At 40.0% G+C, this 20,043-nt stretch carries 9 protein-coding genes and 5 pseudogenes; 3 read left to right on the top strand and 11 right to left on the bottom strand.

The window, feature by feature from the left end:
• Positions 1–106 precede the first annotated feature (106 nt).
• Together JCM15457_RS09685 and JCM15457_RS09680 are read left to right on the top strand one after the other, a co-directional pair.
• A pseudogene (locus JCM15457_RS09685) lies at positions 107–1,050 on the top strand (DMT family transporter).
• Positions 1,051–1,088: 38 nt separating this feature from the next.
• Positions 1,089–1,945, top strand: a pseudogene (locus JCM15457_RS09680) (NAD(P)-dependent oxidoreductase).
• A gap of 214 nt (positions 1,946–2,159) precedes the next feature.
• On the opposite strand, the gene JCM15457_RS09675 reads toward JCM15457_RS09680, so the two are convergent.
• Both JCM15457_RS09675 and JCM15457_RS09670 read right to left on the bottom strand, forming a co-directional pair.
• Complete coding sequence (locus tag JCM15457_RS09675; protein ID WP_034989653.1) at positions 2,160–3,365, bottom strand: NAD(P)/FAD-dependent oxidoreductase; 1,206 nt, start codon at positions 3,363–3,365, stop codon at positions 2,160–2,162.
• A 23-nt stretch (positions 3,366–3,388) separates the two neighbouring features.
• Positions 3,389–4,294, bottom strand: coding sequence for a prenyltransferase (locus JCM15457_RS09670; protein WP_034989651.1), 906 nt, complete (start codon positions 4,292–4,294; stop codon positions 3,389–3,391).
• A gap of 105 nt (positions 4,295–4,399) precedes the next feature.
• Between JCM15457_RS09670 and JCM15457_RS09665 the strand changes: the two genes are divergently transcribed.
• Positions 4,400–5,380: a polyprenyl synthetase family protein gene (locus JCM15457_RS09665; RefSeq protein ID WP_034989649.1), complete on the top strand. Its 981-nt coding sequence runs from the start codon at positions 4,400–4,402 to the stop codon at positions 5,378–5,380.
• Positions 5,381–5,626: 246 nt separating this feature from the next.
• Here JCM15457_RS09665 and cydC read toward each other — a convergent pair.
• The 9 genes and pseudogenes from cydC to JCM15457_RS09620 all read right to left on the bottom strand — a co-directional run bounded on the left by cydC (position 5,627) and on the right by JCM15457_RS09620 (position 19,703).
• Positions 5,627–7,375: pseudogene (gene cydC, locus JCM15457_RS09660) on the bottom strand (thiol reductant ABC exporter subunit CydC).
• A 1-nt stretch (position 7,376) separates the two neighbouring features.
• Positions 7,377–9,088, bottom strand: a pseudogene (gene cydD, locus JCM15457_RS09655) (thiol reductant ABC exporter subunit CydD).
• 2 nt (positions 9,089–9,090) lie between these two features.
• Positions 9,091–10,104, bottom strand: coding sequence for a cytochrome d ubiquinol oxidase subunit II (gene cydB, locus JCM15457_RS09650; protein WP_034989648.1), 1,014 nt, complete (start codon positions 10,102–10,104; stop codon positions 9,091–9,093).
• Positions 10,104–11,518, bottom strand: a pseudogene (locus tag JCM15457_RS09645) (cytochrome ubiquinol oxidase subunit I). Before JCM15457_RS09645 ends, cydB begins: the two are co-directional and overlap by 1 nt.
• 513 nt (positions 11,519–12,031) lie before the next feature.
• Positions 12,032–13,849: a glutamine--fructose-6-phosphate transaminase (isomerizing) gene (gene glmS / locus JCM15457_RS09640; RefSeq protein ID WP_034989646.1), complete on the bottom strand. Its 1,818-nt coding sequence runs from the start codon at positions 13,847–13,849 to the stop codon at positions 12,032–12,034.
• Between the two features lie 350 nt (positions 13,850–14,199).
• Positions 14,200–15,360 (bottom strand): mannitol-1-phosphate 5-dehydrogenase, encoded by a 1,161-nt coding sequence (locus JCM15457_RS09635; protein ID WP_034989644.1) that lies wholly within the window; start codon positions 15,358–15,360, stop codon positions 14,200–14,202.
• Positions 15,360–15,800 (bottom strand): PTS mannitol transporter subunit IIA, encoded by a 441-nt coding sequence (locus tag JCM15457_RS09630; RefSeq protein ID WP_034989643.1) that lies wholly within the window; start codon positions 15,798–15,800, stop codon positions 15,360–15,362. The genes JCM15457_RS09635 and JCM15457_RS09630 overlap by 1 nt, the downstream gene beginning before the upstream one ends.
• A gap of 6 nt (positions 15,801–15,806) precedes the next feature.
• Positions 15,807–17,807 carry a BglG family transcription antiterminator gene (locus tag JCM15457_RS09625; protein ID WP_235725669.1) on the bottom strand — a complete coding sequence of 667 codons (2,001 nt, stop codon included), beginning with the start codon at positions 17,805–17,807 and terminating at the stop codon, positions 15,807–15,809.
• 93 nt (positions 17,808–17,900) lie between these two features.
• Positions 17,901–19,703, bottom strand: a complete 1,803-nt coding sequence (locus tag JCM15457_RS09620; protein ID WP_034989641.1) for a PTS mannitol transporter subunit IIBC — start codon at positions 19,701–19,703, stop codon at positions 17,901–17,903.
• Between the last annotated feature and the right edge of the window lie 340 nt (positions 19,704–20,043).

Raw genomic sequence — 20,043 nt, 5'->3', positions numbered from 1 at the left:
GAACACCTTACTTTACAAACAGAAACCAAGGGCACAAAATAAGTTATAGCTACTGAATTAATGGGTTTTACAATTAATCTATTGGCTAGCGAAGGAAGTTGTTGCCATGTTGTCACTCATGCTGGGTGTCGGAGTCGGAATTATACTTCCCATGCAAACTGCGATTAATTCACGTTTGCGTATGGTTGTCGACTCCGCGTTCATTTCATCAATGATATCATTTACTGTCGGTACTATTTTTTTAATTTTCGGCTCATTTATTACCGCTGGTTCCCTAACTGTTTCAAAAAATGTGATTGTTCATCAGCCTTGGTGGATCTGGATTGGCGGTTTGCTCGGCGTTATATATCTTACTGGCAACATCATATTGTTTCCATACTTAGGAAGTGTCCAGACTGTCATAATTCCCGTGCTGGGTCAAATAATAATGAGTATGTTAATTGATAATTACGGTTGGTTTGCATCACCTACACATTCATTGACCGTGACCCGAGTAATTGGTGCCATACTAGTTTTTGTGGGTGTCTTATTTGCTGTCGCATTGCCTAAACTGCTCCAAACAACTAAATTCAAAGATTCGCCCGTTAAAGTACAGCCAACTGGGGCGAACTGGTTATGGCGCATGACTGGTATCCTAACGGGAGCCTGAGTGCTGTTCAAACTGCGATAAATGGGCATCTCAGTGTTATTATTCATTCAGCTATCAAAGCTGCTTTCATCTCGTTTCTTGTTGGTACGCTTACCTTGTGGTTGATTGTCATAATAAAAGAACGAAAAATATCCTTCAGACGATTACACCTCAAAAATACAGTTTGGTGGAACTGGTGTGGTGGAGTACTGGGAGCATTTTTCGTCTGCGTCAACGCCTACCTCGTTCCAATTATTGGAACTGGTATGGTAGTTGTAATCCTATTGATTGGAACAATTGCTGGCAGCCTCCTAGTTGATCACTTTGGCCTATTCGCTTCGAAAAAAAATCCTGTTAACTTGCTGCAAGTTATCGGGATCGTTATCATGATCACTGGGGTCAGCATGATCAAGTTACTCTAGCAGTGCTTAGTTTAGCTTTTTAAGAAGGGATGATTTAAATGAAAATTGGCTTTATTGGAACCGGCGTCATGGGCGCAGCATCATCAAAAATCTTATGGCTGCTGGTCATAAATTGACAGTTTTTAACCGCACCAAGACCAAAGCTGAACCACTTATAGCTGTCGGTGCGACATGGGCACCCACACCACGAGAAGTTGCAGCTCAAAGCGATATTGTTTTCACAATGGTCGGGTTTCCACAAGATGTGGAACAAGTTTACTTTGAAAAAGAAGGAATTTTTGCTGGCTTAACAGAAGGTGCGACCGCGATTGATATGACGACAAGCCAACCCAGCCTAGCAGCAAAACTAGCCACTTATGGCAACGAACACGGGTTTAACGTACTTGATGCCCCAGTATCGGGTGGCGATATCGGTGCAAAACAGGGGTCTTTGACTATTATGGTTGGCGGTGATGAAGAAACCTATAATAAAGTATTACCGCTTTTTAAAGCTATCGGAAAAAAAGCAAATTATTTTGGATCTGCTGGTGCAGGTCAACATGCTAAGATGGCAAATCAAATCATGATTGCAGGTACAATGACAGGCTTAACAGAGATGCTTCTCTACACTCGAAAAGCTGGCCTTAATGAGAAAAAGATCCTAGAAACATTATCAAGCGGCGGAGCAGACAACTGGAGCATGGATAATTATGTGCCACGCATTTTAAAAAATGATTACACGCCAGGTTTCTTTGCACGGCATTTTTTAAAAGATCTGCGCATTGCACTCGCGGAAGCAGACCAAATGGGACTGGATTTAAGAGCAACCAATGAAGCTAAACGACTTTATGAAATTATGGTAGATGTCAAAGGATTAGGCGCTCAAGGTACCCAAGGTTTGATCAACATATACTAATATTTCCAGCAAAAAAACTTTATATTACACTAAAAGGAGCTGTGCCAAAATTTCACTTTTGGCACAGCCCCTCTTTTATTCCGTCTAAACGTGTTCCATAAGTCAAATTTTCCCGACTTATGTCACACTCTCTATTCTATATACGCGTAATTCACGGTCATCTTCTTATTTACCACATAGTTAAGACCAACTAGTCATTATTTTGCGTCTATTTTTAATGATACAAATCAAACCGTCCCTTGGACAGCATCTCTTTGATACCACCAGTTTCCAATAATGACTTATCCATAATCATTTTTTTGACAAATGAAGCTGGATAACCCTTAACTGCTGATTTGCCGACCAATCCAAAAGCATGTGTATTTCCAATTGAAGCCACTGACCCCAATGATTTGAAGGTAAACGGAGTTGTTGTATCTCCCTTAAGTTGTGCCAGAATATTCTTAGCAGCATGTTCACCCATGCTAAGTGCAATTTGTGCTGTCGTTGGATAGGGACGCCCGCTTTTGGCATCCATAACAGCTGAAACATCCCCGATAATATAAACATTACTGAAATCTGGATCTGTTAAATCTGCTGCAACCATTACACGTCCGCGGCGCTGCGAGAAACCTGATGCTTCCATAACATTACTGCCGCTAACACCAGTTGTCCAAATAATGGTTTTTGCCGTCAGTTCTTTAGTTGCACCTGTCTCCTTGTTGTCTTGGTAAACAACAGTATCCGGTTTAATTTCTTTGATCGGTTTCCCTGTCAGGAAATTAATGCCCCAATTCTTCAATGTTGATATTCCATAATCCGCAAGTTTTTCATCAAACATCGGTAGCAGACGTGTAACAGCTTCTACACAATACAGTTGGATCTCTTGCGGCTCAACTCCTGCGATTGAAGCAAATTTTTTGCGATTATCTTCCAAAGCACCCAGAAGCTCAATTCCTGTGAATCCCGCGCCGCAGACAACTATCTTTAAATCGTCTTGATTTTTAGTGCTGGCATAATCCTTCATTCGATCAATGATATGCTGATAAACATTTTCAGCCGTTTTGACATCAACCATTTCCAAGGCATTATCAGCTACTCCTGCAATCCCGAAAGATTCTGATCGAAATCCTAACGAGACTATCAAGTAGTCATATGATAGACTTTTTCCATTGCTTAATTGAACCTTTTGATCCTTACGATCAATCGCCTTGACTTCAGACTGTTCAAAAGTGGTTGAACCTTTGACAACATCTGCGATCGCAAATGTTATTTTTTCTTTTGGTTGCGTTCCAGCTGCGACTTCATGAAGATCTGTCGCTTCATAATGATAATCGTTCCGATCCACCAACGTGATATGGAAGTCACCCTTACTAGCCTGCAAACGGCGCAAAGCCTTCAAACCCGCATATCCTGCACCTAAAATAACAATTTCCTTCATTGCTAATACATCTCCTTAGATAATTAAACAAATGGTATATAAATCATAAACGATACTGTCTGACTCAATGCTCCAACTGCCAATATACGAACAGCACAGATAAAAGTTTCTTTCTTGACCTGTCTTTTCCAAAAAATACTTACCTGTTTGATGATTATAGGTAGTGCCAACAACGAAAGCAGCACTGTCCACGGTGTGATCTTAAAACCAACAGCAGCAACAAGTGCAATTATAGCTATAACATTCATCACTATGAATAGTCTTACTGAGCGCTCTTTTCCTAAATAATGAACAAGTGTGTAACGCTTGTTCTTCTCATCTTCGTCAAGATCACAGATGTTATTTGCCAGCATTAAGTTGGATATCCATAACGTATTGGGCAAAGAAACCAGCAAGATTCCTCCAAGCGTTGCAGCATCCCAAGAAAAAAGCTGATATGTATTGATATAAACACATATCAAAGTTATCATAAATCCCATGGTTGGCCCAGAAAAAAGCTCACCTAGTGGTAGACTAGAGAGGGGGCGCGGTCCCGAAGAATAGAAAATTCCGACTAAGTAGCATAATCCTCCCATGACAAGTAATGGCCAGCCGACAACATAAGCCAATCCGAAACCAATTGCTACAGAAACGACGATCATACCCATCATTAGTCTAGAAACTAACTTGAGCGACAAGTGTTCACGTCCAATAATGTTTGTTTTTTGTTTATAGTCATGCACTTCTGTAGCATGCCGATAGTCATTGTAATTATCCAAAATATCGACTGACATATTGAAAATGAACATCGCGACAAAAAACAAGAACAACAGTCCCAGATGAACCGAACGATAATTAAACCAACTGTAACAGGCCCCCAGTAAAAATGGAAAAATGCTTGCTGTTTTAGCCTTAATTTCAACCAGTTCTAAAAATACAGGAATCGTCAATATTCGTTTCCTCCTTTCTTTTGTACTCAAAGCATAAACTAGAAAATATGGTTTAATATGGTGTAAAATGTATCATGTCTATTAGGAACCGGAAAGGAATATACTATGCTAGATCTATGGAAACACTACCCAATAATCGCACATAAGCTCGAGGCCGTGAACGAGCTGATAAGCAAGCGGCTCAGTACCCCCAACACAGCAGTTCAAGACTTACTTGCAGCTTGTGCGCAGGAACAAGGCAAGCTGCTTCGCCCTGGCCTGTTTCTATTATTTTCACAGCTGGGTGACCAGCAGCAACAGGATGAAAAACAGTTATTCAAAATAGCAGCTTCACTTGAATTATTGCATCGTGCCTCGTTAATCCATGATGATATCATTGATGATTCACCGTTACGGCATGGAACCATCACTATCCAAGCGGACTATGGTAAAGACGTAGCTGTTTACGCTGGCGATCTGTTGTTCACTGTTTTTTTTCAGATACTGATCGAAACAATGAACGGAACTCCCTATATGGAATATAACGCGTCTTCAATGAAGAAGCTGCTGCTGGGTGAACTAAGTCAAATGCATGCGCGTTTCAACAAGTCACAGACCATTGATGAGTATTTGGAAAACATCAAAGGCAAAACAGCTGCACTGTTCAAACTCGCCTGCACGGAAGGAGCATACTTTGGGCATGCCAACAAGGAAACCATTGCATTAGCTTCTAGAATAGGTGAAAATATTGGCATTTCTTTCCAAATATTCGACGATATCCTAGATTACGCCTCAAATACAAAAATCCTGCAAAAACCGGTTCTAGAAGACATCAGCCAAGGAGTTTACACGTCTCCCTTGCTTTTTGCAGCTGCCATACACCCCGAAGAGTTCGCGCCTTATCTTGACAAAAGACAAAGCATTACTTCGCAGGAGATAAAGCAAGTTGCAAAGTTAGTACACAGATACGGCGGTGTCAAGCAGGCTAAACAATTAGCACAGACTTACACTGAGAAGGCATTAGCTGATATTGATCAACTTCCGCAGGTTGAAACAACTACTAAAATCCGCAAAATTGCACTGACACTACTCAAAAGAAGCTACTAACAAAAACATTCACTTATCAAACAATCCAGGGACTGGGTCAAAAATAATTTTTGACCTAGTTCCATCTATTTTAAGTTGAATCATACGAGTTAACGTGTTTTAATAGTCAGACTTTTCTGCCTAGTCACTAGATTAAACAGCCAAACTATGTTCGTAATCTAAAGTTAGTACAATACTCAAGCCTAACGACTGCTAGCAACTCATCTCAAAGGTGAAGCTGCCTGAATGTCTTTTGCGCTTTCTCTGTTAAAGGCCTTGGTCAATCGCTAATAGTTTGCGATAATGCCCATTACTCTGCACCAATTCCTGTGGGTTTCCGCTCATCTGCAGTTTCCCGTCCTCGAGGAAGATTACCTGATCCATTAGCGACAAGCCCTGCAAGTGATGCGTTATCCAAATCAAAGTTTTACCTTGCAGTTCCGTGATAAAAGTCTCAATTAGTTTCTGTTCTGTCACTGGGTCCAAACTAACTGTCGGCTCATCTAAAATGATGATCGGTACATTCTTCAAGAGAATCCGAGCAAGCGCTAATCGATGTCTCTCACCGCCGGAAAACCGCAGCCCTGCCTCATCGACAAGTGTATCCATCTTTTCTGGCAAGTCTAAAATCATTTTCTTCAAACCGACACGATCCAGAACATCCCACAGATCTTGTTCAGAAGCTTTTTCATTGCCAATGCTAAGATTATTTCTAATTGTCGTGTTGAATAGATAGGGGGCTTGGTGAATCACACCAATGTAATCACTAATGGTATCCCCGAATAAATACGTTTTTTATGATTCAGGCTTACTATTCCGCCAGATGGCCGCAGATCACCCCGAATCAAACTAGCCAGTGTACTTTTACCAGAACCGCTCCTACCCAAGATCGCAATTTTTTCACCGTTTACGATTTTTAAATCAAGACCCTTGATAATCTGCTTATTGCTATCTGCGTAGTGAAAATCCAAGTGCTTGATTTCTACTGTGAAAGGGGCTGTTACTTTGAGAGCTGGTCTTAAGCTGCTCAACTGCTCTTTTCGTCCATCCTGCAGTTGGTTGAGACGCACGATAGAGTCTTGATATACATTTGTTTCTTGTGCCGCATCAGAAAGTGGGGCAAATGCATCAATCAAAGGAAATATTGCTAACACAAAAGCAGCAATCCAATTCGCCTGTCCACCATGATTGCCCGGAAAATAGCCGCTGGTCCAAATCAACAGTGCAATCGCGATAAGACAAAAAACTAGTTGCGCTAAAAAATCTCGTTTATGGTTGAAATTCTTGATTTTCTGAGTTGTCTCTTGCAATTTCCGCTCAAAATCTTCATGCCTTCTAGCATAGCTTAGACTTCGTTGGCTGAAAATCCAATCAGAGATACCTAACACGTTATCTGTCAGTTCAGTATATAATTGGTGCCGCATCTGTTTTTGCTTTTCTTGCCTTACGCCGTTGACAACGATAGACCAAAGAGGTAACAAGATTAACAAAACAGCAAATAACAACAGCATCACAAGAGCAAACCATAATGAAAAGTAACCCAATGCAACAACAATGAAAATGTACAAAAGCCACGCAATAACAGTTGGAAACACCGTTCTCAAATACAGGTTCTGGATGTGGTTAATATCTTCCGACAGCAATCCCAGGATGTTTCCTGTCTGATAATCATTTTTAAAAAATGCAGCATCTTTTTCCAAAACTTTATATAACTTCAATCTTAATTCAGACGTCAACTTAAGTACCCAGTTATGACTAGTCAAACGTTCCAAATATTTGAAAACTGGTCTGCTGATCCCAAAAGCACGCGTCAAAACTATTGGTACATAAACTAGCAAAATATTCTCAGGAAGCGAGGCGGATCGACTGATCAGGTAGCCCGAATTAAACATCAACGCACCTGCACAAAAAAAAAGTGCTAACTCCCAAGATAAGTGCCCAAAACAAAGAATTGCGGTACTTGCCTAAAAAAGGTTTTATCCAGCTGTCATTTTTAAATGCCTTAAATATCTTCACCTCAAAGCCTCCCAACTGAACTGCTTAGATGTACAAAAGACCCATTTCTTCGTTTTAGCTCCTCAAGTGTCCCCTGTTCAGCCACTATGCCATCTTCCATCACGATGATTTGATCCATTTCCTGCATCCAATGTAGCCTATGAGTTGCAAAAAAGACAAGACGCTCTTTCATCAACGGAAGCATTCTTTCTTTTAGCTCAATCTCAGTTTCAATATCCAAATGTGCTGTTGGTTCATCAAAAAGCAAAATTTTACGTTTTTTGTCGAGAAATGCACGTGCTAACGCAATTCTTTGCGCCTGACCACCGCTTAAAGAACGCGAGCCTTCTCCTACAATTGTTTCCAGTCCCTGAGGAAGTTCACTTACAAGCTCTTCAAGGCCTACGACTTTAATTGCCTCACCTACCTGCTCAACTGTTGCTTGCGGTTGATAAAAGGCAATATTATCACGCAATGTCGCCTTAAAAATATACGGATTTTGTGGAATATAAATTATTTGCTTTTGCCAGTCATGCTGCGCAAAAGAAGTAATCTCCGTTCCATCAATGCTTATCTTTCCAGCTATAGGACTTAAAAAGCCGCTCAAAAGATTAATCAATGTCGACTTCCCTGATCCACTTAGTCCAATAATGCCAATTTTTTGATACCCCTTCACATTCAATGCGATTTTAGTTAGTGGCTGCTCTTTTTCATATCTAAAAGTCAGGTCATTAACCCTTAAACTGCTTCCTTCACTCCAACTCGGTAAAGCCTGCTGCTTTATCTGAATTTCTTCGAGCTCTAAGATCTTCCTGATTGCTTTCAATGAATTTTTTCCATTAAGAGTAGCATGATAGTCACTTGAAAAATCACGAATAGGTAAAAAATATTCTGGCTCAAGATTAAAATTGTTAGCGCCGGATAGAGCAGCATGTGCCCATCAATCAACCTTAGCCCCAGCATAACAGCTACAACTGCAATTGACAGCGTTGTAAAAAAATCCAACGCAAATGTTGACAGAATAGCTATTTTCAGTGTATTAAGCGTTGCCTTGCGAAAACGTTCGCTAGTCTTAAAAATACTTTTACCGTACTTTTTGCTTAGTCCAAAGAATTTCAAGGTGTCAATTCCCCTCAGAGAATCAACGAAATGATTAGACAAAATCTGGTATGTTTTGTACTGCTGGGCAGCTTTAGACTGGGCAGCATACCCTAAAACAATCATGAAAATGATAATAACAGGGAAAATAATCAGTAAAAATGCCGCTGCTTTCCAATCAAAAAAGAAGATCGCAGCTAAAATAACCCATGGAATTATCATCATACTGATAATTTTAGACAAAATAAGGTGAAGATAGTTCTCAACTTGATCAATTCCCTCAAGTACCATCGTTGTTACATTACCTGTCCCGTTTTGCTGAACGACTTGCGGCCCAACACGAAAAACCTTCGTTAATAATTGTTGCCGCAAAGAACTGGCTTGTGCAGCCGCATATCTGTCGAGCATCCGTTCTCTGCAGAAAATAACACAATGGCGTACACAAAAACAGACTGCAAAAAGAAGTATCTCTGTTACTTGACTGTGCAGGCCTTCTCCGTTCCAAAGTCCAACAATGGCTGTAGCCAAGAAGCCTGCTTGCCCCACGATCGCGCAAGACTGCAAAAAAGCCATACCAGTTAACAGCGTCATTAACTTCCTTATATTGGGAAACTTAAGAATACTTTTGTCAATCATTCTTAATACTCCGTAAACCGGTCATGTCTAATCCGTTTTCGAAAAATATAATATGTCCATGCAATATAAGCCAAAACAAAAGGCAGAAAAGTTAGCGCAATGTAACTCATTACCCGCAATGTATATGGACTAGAAGAGGCATTCGTTATCAGTAAATCATATTTTGTAGTAATTGAACTAATCATCAAACGTGGGAACAAGCCAGTGAACAGCAATGTGACTAGTGAAATAAGAGTCAATCCGCTCGCTGAAAAGGCTAACAGCTCCATATTTTTTATTACGCCAACATTGGCAATCACCGTTAAAATGACTATTACGATTAGCAATAATAGCGTCGATAGCAAATGCAGCTTAAAGAAGTCAGTCCTGAAGTAGAGCAAGACTGCAAACGCGACCAAGCCAACGTACAAGATACCATACAAGAACTTCGCATAATTTTTAGCCCTTTCCCTAATCGGTCCAATCGTTTTCAAAGCAATATAGTTCAAACCATGTAAATAACTCAATAGTGTCAGCGCAATCCCGCCGACAAGCGAAAATAAGTTAATGTAATCCGTAAAACCAGCAGACATGTTTCCTTTTGCATCGAGTGGCATTCCTTGGATCATACTGATGAATAAGATTCCAAAGAAGAACGGCACGATGAAACTGCCGCTTGCAAGCATCCAATTCCAAAAATTCTTTCGCTCAGGTGCAACTTTTTGTCTAAATTCAAAGGAGACACCGCGAACAATCAAACCAATCAAGATGATAAATAAGACTAAGTAATATCCACTGAATAAAGCAGAATACCAAAACGGATAAGATGCGAACATTGCTCCGCCAGCTGTTATCAACCAAACCTCGTTACCATCCCAGACAGGTCCGATTGTTGCAACCAACTGGTCTTTCTCCTTTTCATTATGTGCCAAAGTCTGAAGTGACATTCCAACGCCAAAATCAAAACCCTCTAAAAAAAAGAAACCTGCAAATAAGACCCCAATAAGAATAAACCAAAGAAGCTGTAATGAGCTCATTATTCAAACGCCCCCTTATCAAATGGATCCGCCGATGACCGCTGTTCTTCCTGCAGCCGTTTTTCTTCATAATCCGGGCCTTTTTTCAATTCACGGATTACTAAACCGATCATCGTAACTGCCAAACCAGAAAACAGCAAGAAGTAGACAATGTTTGAGATTAAAAGTGATGTCACAGAAACATTTGGTGAGACACTTTGCTTAATGGTAAACAAGCCGTACACAGTCCACGGGTATCTTCCAAGTTCAGTCACTAGCCAACCAGCAGTATTGGCCAAAAAAGGCGCAAAAGTACATAGCCCTAACACCCACAGCATCCACTTCTGGCGATATAGCAGCTGATTCTTTTTACGTGTAAAGAACAGCCCAAGAATGGCAACCAGCAACATCAACATTCCAAACCCGGCCATGATTCTGAAACTCCAAAATAGCGTATTCACTGGTGGATAATAATTTCGCTGACCGTACCTCTTAACTAATTGTTTATTAATATGATTCATTCCTTGAATTGAACCAGAAAGTTTATCATAAGCCAAAATACTCAATACATAAGGCATTTCGACACCGAAGACACGCTTATGCTGATTTTCGTTTGCCCATGCTACCAAGGTCAGCGCGGCGGGATCTGTTGTATCATCATATTCTCCCTCAGCAGCCGCGAACTTCATCGGCTGCTCTTTGACCAAGGCCTTCATCTGCAAGTCGCCAGCCATGAGAACTGCCAACGAACCGAACAAAGTTATAACAAGCCCGATTTTTATCGACTTCTTGTAAAAGCTTGTCTCACTGTTTTTACGCTTTAGTAGCTGAAAGGCTGACAAACCAGCTAGGATCATCCCTCCCATTGTGATGGCCCCGGCAATAACATGTGAAAACTCATACCACAACTGGGCATTAGTCAGCAAGGCACCAAAATTATTCATTATTGCACGTCCATTTTTGATAGTGTAGCCAGTAGGATGCTGCATAAAACTATTCGCGGCCAATATCCAGAAGGCGGAAATTGATGAGGCAAACGTCACCAACCAAATAAAAACCACATGCAGTTTTGGACTAACCATCTTCCAAGTAAAGATCCATAACCCTAGAAAAGTAGATTCCATAAAAAAAGCCAATAATGCTTCAACTGCTAATGGAGCACCAAAAATATCGCCAACAAAACGTGAATAATCAGACCAGTTCATTCCAACTGGAATTCTTGAATGATTCCTGTTACAACTCCGACTGCAAAACTCAGCAAGAAGATATTCCCCCAAAACTTTGTCATCCTGAGATACTCTTCCTTCTTGGTAACAACATACATTGTTTCCATAATTGCAACAACTAATGCCATTCCGATTGAGAATGGAACGAAAAAGAAATGAAAAATAGTCGTCATCGCAAACTGAAAACGAGCTAGTGTAACAATACTCATTTTTACCTCCCCCTCAATACCTGATATGTAACAAAAGTTCACCATTTAAAATTCTTACAACTCAAAAAACCTTCTCTCGACTCTAAATATACTACTACCATAGTAAAAAACCAATCGTACGATCTAATAAATATTGTGAAAAACCTATTTTTTTATTCTTTTTTAATCAATAGGATTTGCAACTCTAATACAAAAACGACGTCCACATGCTCACCTAATCTTGTGAATCAAGAACATAGCCATAACTTGAACATGAGCATTGCATCATTAATCCCCCAAAAACAGCTATTTAACATGTTTATGTGCATAAAAACAGGAGCTGATCCAAAATTTTACTTTTGGCCAGCTCCTCTATTTATTTCGTATAAATGTGTTCCATAAGCCAAAATTCTCCGTCTAATTCGAATTCCCCATAACAAACTACTTGCTATATTCATAACTTCGCATTAATACTCGAACTTGCCGACTTATGTCACACTCCACTGCATTTATTTTCTTCTCAATAAAACTCTATTATTCAACCGTTACACTTTTAGCAAGGTTACGTGGCTTATCAACATCGTAACCACGCTGCAAACTTGTGTAGTACGCCAATAACTGACACGGAATGATTGCAAGCAATGGTGTCAATAGAGGATGTACTTCTGGCAAGATAATCTGATCCCCAGCAGTTGCTAACTGACGACTCGCAATATAAATAACACGTGCTCCACGGGCGAGCACCTCTTGCGTATTGCTGCGCGTATGCTTAGCAGTTTTCTCATCAGTGATGATTGCAATAACCGGTGTGTCCTTTTCAATTAAAGCAATCGTTCCATGCTTCAATTCACCTGAAGCGAATCCTTCTGTCTGCACATAAGAAACTTCCTTAAGCTTAAGTGCAGCCTCTTGCGCAATATCATAGTCAATTGAACGGCCAATGTAGAATGCATTGCGCGTCGTTGCCAAAACATCCTTAGCAATTTCTTCAATCTGAGCTTTGCCATCAACCAACGCCTGCATACCGTTGGCCACGAATGTCAATTCTTTGGCAACATCAAACTCAGTTGCCTTCTTAATACCCTTCTTTTGACCCATTGCTTTAGCTAAGATAGCTTCAAGTGCGATCTGACCCGTATAGGCCTTCGTCGATGCAACTGCGATTTCAGGTCCCGCGTACAACAGTAACGTATGTGTAGCCTCACGCGATAACGTCGAATTGGCAACATTCGTTATCGTTAAGCTTGGGTAGTCCCATTCATTAACTTGTGCAAGCACTTGGCGACTGTCAGCCGTTTCACCACTCTGAGTCAGGAAAATAAAGAATGGGTGCTCAGCTAGCAATGGCGGATTGTATGCAAATTCCGAAGCGACATGCACTTCTGTTGGAATATTGGTAAGTCTTTCGAACAGTTCTTTACCGACTAAACCTGCATGGTAGCTTGTACCGGCTGCAACAATATATAGTCGTTGGGCCTGATTAAGTGCTGCAAGCAACTTTTCATCAATTTTGATTGAACCATCTTCAGCAATATAATGCTCTATTAAATTACGCATTACACCCGGCTGTTCATCGATTTCCTTCAACATGTAATAAGGGTATGCACCCTTTTCAGCTTCAGAAGCATCTGTGTCAACATGGAACGGCTTGCGGTTAATCTGGTTGCCTTCCATGTTCTCGATCGTAACGCTTTGTGGTTTAACAACTACTATTTCCCCATCTACCAGTTCAACAAAATCATGCGTCTGATCAAGCATCGCAATTGCGTCGCTGCAAACCACATTAAAACCAGCACCAATTCCAATTAGCAGTGGGCTTTTATTCTTAGCCACATATAAAGTGTCGGGTTCTTCATGATCGACTAATAAAAATGAGTATGAGGAACTGTCATCAATTAAAGTCAAGGTTTTCTTAAAGGCCTCTTTAGTCGAAAGTCCTTTTTGTGCGAACTTAGCAATCAGCTGAACGATAACTTCAGTATCTGTATCACTAACAAAGTTTACATCTTGCAGATATTCTTCCTTCAACTGTGCAAAATTACCAATAACCCCGTTGTGAACAAGATAATAGCGACCATCGGCAGAAACATGCGGATGTGCATTTTCTTTGCTGGGAATACCATGAGTTGCCCATCGTGTATGACCGATCCCCGTTGTTCCATGAACATCAGAGGTTATTTCTTTTTTAAGATCTGCAATCCGACCCTTTTCTTTAACCAAATACTCTTTACCGTTTTGGTCATTGACATAAATACCAGCAGAATCGTATCCACGATACTCCAGACGCTCTAATCCATTCAGCAGAATATCAACTGCATTCTCTTTTCCTGTAATCCCAACTATACCGCACATAAGAAGAACCGACCTTTCACATTTAATATCATAATTTTCACATTTTATTTAAAATTGGTATAGATGTTTAAAAAACAACATCCCTTCCACTAACCACCAATAAATATAACCTAGCAACTTGTATGTGTCAAGAATAACTTAAAATGGTATAGACGGAAATCTTTTTGTCTTTTACATGCTTGAGTTCCTGGGTCCAATAGCTTTTATTTATCATTTATCGCCAAAGAAGAATAGATCCACTTGTCACGAGCATAAAAAATACCCCGTCGGCTTTTCACAGCTTTTACGGAGTATTTCATATATTGCTATTCTATTGCTAATGGTTCAACCTATCCAGTCTAACTTCTTCTCTAAACTTGGTATTCTTTGGCTGCTTTTTTAGCAGAGGCCACCACTTCTTGAACCAAACCTTCATCCTTCAAACCCGTTGTTTCTTGTACAACATTAACTAACGAATGTTCCTTCAATAATTTTTGCAGTTTTTGACTTTCATCGTCTTTTGGTTCGTCAAAAGTATAAATCATTCCAACTGTTTCCAAAAGCGCTGTATAAGAAAGGCCACGTTCCTTGGCTTCTCTAATTGGGCGGATAAAGCGTTCATCGAAACCGAGTTTTCTAATCGGTGTGCGCCCAACACGTGCGATATCATCCGAAAGATATGGATTCTGGAATCGTCCGATAATTTTTTGTTGGTAAGCCTCATGTTTGTCCCGCTCGAACCCCCACTTATTAATCAAAAGATCTCCAGTTTCCTTTAACACCTTCTTCAACTGCGTCAGTACAGCAGTGTCCTTAATTGCTGAACCAATATCTTCGTATCCGCGATACTTACCTGTGTATGCCACTGTTGCATGCCCTGTATTTACAGAGAATAATTTCCGTTCAATATAAGGTTGCAAATCAGGTGCATACTCAACACTTGTTAATTTCAAATCTGGGTTTGCCATCTGATGTTCATCGACAACCCACTCTTTAAAGGGTTCAACAGAAACAAAGAGGGGGTCCTCATGTTTTTGCAAAGGAACAATCCGGTCAACAGCAGCGTTAGGGAACCCAATGTACTCATCCGCATACTTTTGACTTTCTGTGTCCAAGTGACTATACACGTCTTTCTTCAAAGATTGACTACCACCGATCATATTCTCACAGGCAATCACATCAAGTTTAGCATTTTTTCCTGTTTCTTGACGTGCCTTGATCCCATCAGCAATCAATGGCGCAATAAACTTCAAAATCTTCGGTCCAATTGCCGTAGTAACTAAATCTGCCTCCTTTATTGCTTCAATCACTGCCTTCGGGTCCTGACCATTATTAATGCCGCGAACATTGCTTACCTGAATTTTTTTATGCGATTCATCCGCAAGCTCGATCGTATAGATTCCTTTATCGTTCAATGCATCAATGATTTGTTCGTTCACATCAACAAAAGTAATTTCAAATCCATTCGCTGCTAAAGTTTCACCAATAAATCCGCGTCCAATATTGCCTGCTCCAAAATGTACATCTTTCATTATTTGTCAACTTCTTTCAGTAATTTGATTATTTCTCCTGCTGATTGCGCGTCAGCAAGTTTAACAACATTATTCACATCACTGCAGAATAGAGCTATCTGCGATAGTAACTCTAAATGTTCGCCGTTCAAGCCAGCTATTCCAAAAACGATCGTTACGATGTTTTCATCACCGTTACTTGAAAAATCAACACCCATTGGAACCTGAACGACAGAGATTCCCGTTTTTTTAATATATTGCTTGCCACTGTCAGTTCCATGTGGAATTGCAATAAAATTACCCATGTAGGTTGAAACATCTGCATTGCGTGCCAGCATTGAATCGATATACTCTGGTTCCGCGTAACCATTATCCACTAGTAATTTACCCGCCAGTCGAATAGCTTCTTCTTTTGTCGCCACATGCTGATCAAGTAATACCATATTTTCCTGCAGATCCATAATTCATCATCTCTTTCTCTTAAAGTCAAGCTGTTCCATAAACTGTGCAGCTACTAAGTTTTTTATCTTGTCTTCCGTACCATTTTCAAAAATCGCTGTGTAGCGATTATTCATGACAATCGCCCCACTAATGGTACCCATCAGACCATTTTGGAAATCCGACATTGGAGCTGGTCCTATCATTAGTAAGATACGTTTAACCTGAATAGGTGTTTGATCCATCGCCTTCATTATGATTGGTGATTGCAGCTCATAGACTGAGAAAAACGGTTTCAAAACGCTTTTATCCGTCGCATGAACAAGCGAGATACTTGCGTTCGGGATTCCCACTGGAGCAACCGCAACACGTTTCAACATCTCATGTACAATCTGCTTTCTATCTCCTGCAATCGCCGTCGGAATTTTGTTCAAAATCTGCACAAGTAGTTCTTTCAAACTTTCACCATTGTTAGTCAACCTCTCTAAACCAATGCGGTCAACTAAAGCCTTGCTCTCACTTGCCATTTCGAACAATGCGGTTAGCCGTTCTTGCCCTTCATCAAGACTGACTGCTTTTCTTTCTATAACTCTCTTATGCTTATACTTCACATCGAATTTATTGATGAAACTTTTTATTCTTGCTATCTCATCGCCCACCAATAGCGGACTGACAATATGGTAGTCCCAATCAAAACCTGGCAGATTCAAGGTCGAAAGAATGACATCGTAGTGATTGGGGTGAATTTCATTTAATTGCGAGACCTTAGCAATTTTTATCTCAGCAAGTTCTGGGATCTCTCTGCGCAACCTACTTTTTAAAATACTTGCTGTTCCAACGCCATTCGGGCAAATAACCAAAGCCGACAAATAATTACTTTTCGTGCTAGCATAACTATTAGCGAAGTATAAGAGAATAAGCTGCTCTTCTGTCTCAGTAAAACCGTAACTTGTAAAAACTTTCGCCAACGCCCTACGCAATATTTGATAAAGTTCTGCATATTGAATGCTCACGTTATTTAGGACCTTGATACGCGTATTAGGCAGTTTTACACCTTCATTGTGCAACAAAAATGTCATGTGCCTAACTAATCGTGCAAACAGCTCAGTATCACGACTGAAATTCCAGTGAAATGTTTCTGAAACCTCCTGGATCAATTGTTTTACATTAAAGGAAATCTGGAAATCATAGTTATGCGCCCAATCACCCTTCACCAGCTTATAATCCAAACCCTTTATCTGAATTGCAATAAAATCTATTTCGCTTGTTGTAATCTTTTCTTTGATTCTGTTATCGAAATTACCTAAGATTTCCAACGCCCGCTGCCTGTACTTGAAAAGATCTCCCACATCGATAACCTTGTATTTCTTAATCGTATTATTAGCCATTCTTATTACAGAAATTGCAATTATTAAGATTAACTGCACTTCTTGAACATCAGAATTGTGTGCTAATTTAGCACCTGTAGCCTGTTTTAAAGCCTGCGCACAAGCTAACAAGATATCTTTGGGAAACAATTTCAAGAAGAAATTATGCGGTTGATAATCATCTTTTGAATTTAAATATTCAAAAAATTCATACTCATTGATTTCACTTGTCAAAATTCCGCAGAGAATCAATCTAATCTGAGTTTCTTGACCAACTGCCTCAATTCCAACCGCCTTCTTCGCCACGACCTTAACTTGGTATTCCTTTAGCGCCGCTGTCACAACTTTTAAGTCTCGTTGAATGGTTCCTTCACTGACATCTAACGAAACTGCTAAAGAAAAAATTTTCAATGGCCCATCATTCATCAGTAACAAACACGCAAGCGCGTCTTGACGCTGTTTAGCAGTCAAATCCATTCTTTCGTTTTGTCCCTGTAATTCAGTTCTCAGTCTGCTCAATGCTGCCGCCGAGCCATCCAAACGATAAAGTCCATCGGCATTTCGAACACTCAATCCATGCTGTTGCAAGTACAATTTTAATTCCGAAAATTCACGGTAAATCGTCCTTCGACTGATATGCAGTGAGTTCTCAATAACAGACATAGCTATCCCGTTATCAGATTCACAGAGTCTCATTAAAATTTTTCTTTGACGGTCTGATAACAAAATCAACTAAATCATTCCCTTAACTTCAGCTTAGCTTAGATGTTCAACAATATAGTCGTAGTCTTTAGAGTTTAACAAATCCTCAACACTTACTATCTGAACCTCAGTATACCGCAGTTTCAGATTTTTTTCTGCTTCCGGTGTCACAATAACGAGGTGTGCCTTGCTATCCTCTAATTCATCAATGCCGAGATTCTTAACGGGTGTTTTCTTCCCCTCTTTCTTTAAACGATCCTTAAACAGCGAAGTTGCCATTGTTGCAGAACCAATCTTTTGATCATGATGGATAAAATCAACTTCTTTAACAGCTGTATAATCAATTGAACCAACGTTATCACTCGCTTTTTCAGCCTCTTTAGCAGCTGCTTTGGCTTGAGTGTCTGCAGGTGCAATCTGTTTGACGGTTTTCAAATTAATAACAACCTCATCATATTTTGGACTGCTTAAAAAATTACCAACAGAGATATGCATAGCGTTTGGCGTCTTTTGTAAAGCCCGATCAGCTAACTCATCTTGTGTTACAACTAATAATCCTTGTTCATCTTTTAATCTGCTAATTGCAATATTTGTAACAGGAATATCCTTAATACCAGCTTTTTTAACCTTGTCACGCAACAGTGAAGCGCCCATCGCAGAAGATCCCATACCGGCATCACATGCAAAGATAACCTTCTTAACATCTGCATAATCTTGAACCGAACGTTCTGCATCTTCAGCTGATGGTACCCCACCTTTTGATTCTGCTTTCATTTGGTCCATCTGTGCTTGTTTTTCTGCCAAGTCAGTACCATCAGATTTATCTGCTTTTAAGATAACAGCAGCAACAACGAATGAAACAATTGCTGCAACCGCGACACCAGTTAGGATTTGCAAGTAGTTGCCCTTCGGCGTCATCAGTAAAATAGCGATGATTGAACCTGGTGAAGCTGCAGCCTTGATTCCTGTATTCAATAGTGAAAATGTGAATGTTCCGCTAACACCACCAGCGATAGCAGCTAAAATCAGCGCCGGCTTCATTAAAACATATGGGAAATAAATTTCATGGATACCACCGAAGAACTGGATAATAGCAGCACCTGGAGCTGATGCTTTAGCAGTGCCCTTACCAAAAATCATGAATGCTATAAGAATTCCAATCCCTGGTCCAGGGTTGGATTCAAGCAAGAACAACACTGACTTGCCAGCAGTGGATGCTTGTTGTATTCCTAATGGTACTAAAATCCCATTCCCAATAGCATTGTTTAAGAAGAGAATTTTAGCAGGTTCAATAAAAATATTAGCTAATGGCAGCATATGAATTGAAATAATCCAGTCAACTCCACGACTCATAAAATTACTTCCGGCTGTCACAAGCGGGTTTACAACAAAAACTCCAAAAATTGCTAAAACCATTCCGAGAATACCGCTCGAAAAGTTATTGTATATCATTTCAAAACCGGATTTAATTTTATCTTGAAAAAGCTGATCGAATTTCTTGATGCACCAGCCACCCAAAGGTCCCATGATCATTGCACCAATAAACATTGGAACACTTGATCCAACAATTACACCCATGGCAGCAACTGCACCAACTACTGCACCACGTTCTTCATACACCATTCGTCCGCCGACATAAGCAATCAGCAATGGTATCAAGTAATTAAGCATTGGGCTTATCATTTTAGCAATCTGTGCATTTGGGAACCATCCTTGTGCCATAAATATAGCTGTGACTAAGCCCCAAGCAATAACTGCGGCGATGTTGGGCATAATCATTCCACTAAGACTGGTTCCTAGTTTTTGAATCTTAGTCTTCAATGAAGACTTTTTAGGAACTGTTTTTGTAGCTTCCATTTGAGTAACCTCCCTTTATTTCACTTTTAATTATAGAAATTAATGTAAGTGTTTACAATACTTAGTAAACAACATTTCGGCACGGGACCGTGTGCCATAATTAATGAATGAATTCACAAACTCTTGAATAGTATTGTCAAAACAAAAAGAAAGATATGACATTAAAGTTATTTTTGGAGTAAAAATTGAATTACACTTCCAGTCACCGTCTAACTGTAAACGACTCCTGTTTGTAAGAAAAAACTTGAATATTTAAACTCATTAATTCTTATAAAAAAAGATAAGGCAAAAATCACCCTCAGACTCATCCACAGTAATCCGACTTGCGGTGGGGGCTGTG

It is taken from the genome of Liquorilactobacillus sucicola DSM 21376 = JCM 15457 (assembly GCF_000612445.1).
In the GTDB taxonomy this organism is placed as follows: Bacteria; Bacillota; Bacilli; order Lactobacillales; family Lactobacillaceae; genus Liquorilactobacillus; species Liquorilactobacillus sucicola.
Note: the sequence above shows the minus strand (reverse complement) of the source record. Positions and strands in the feature narration are given on the sequence as shown.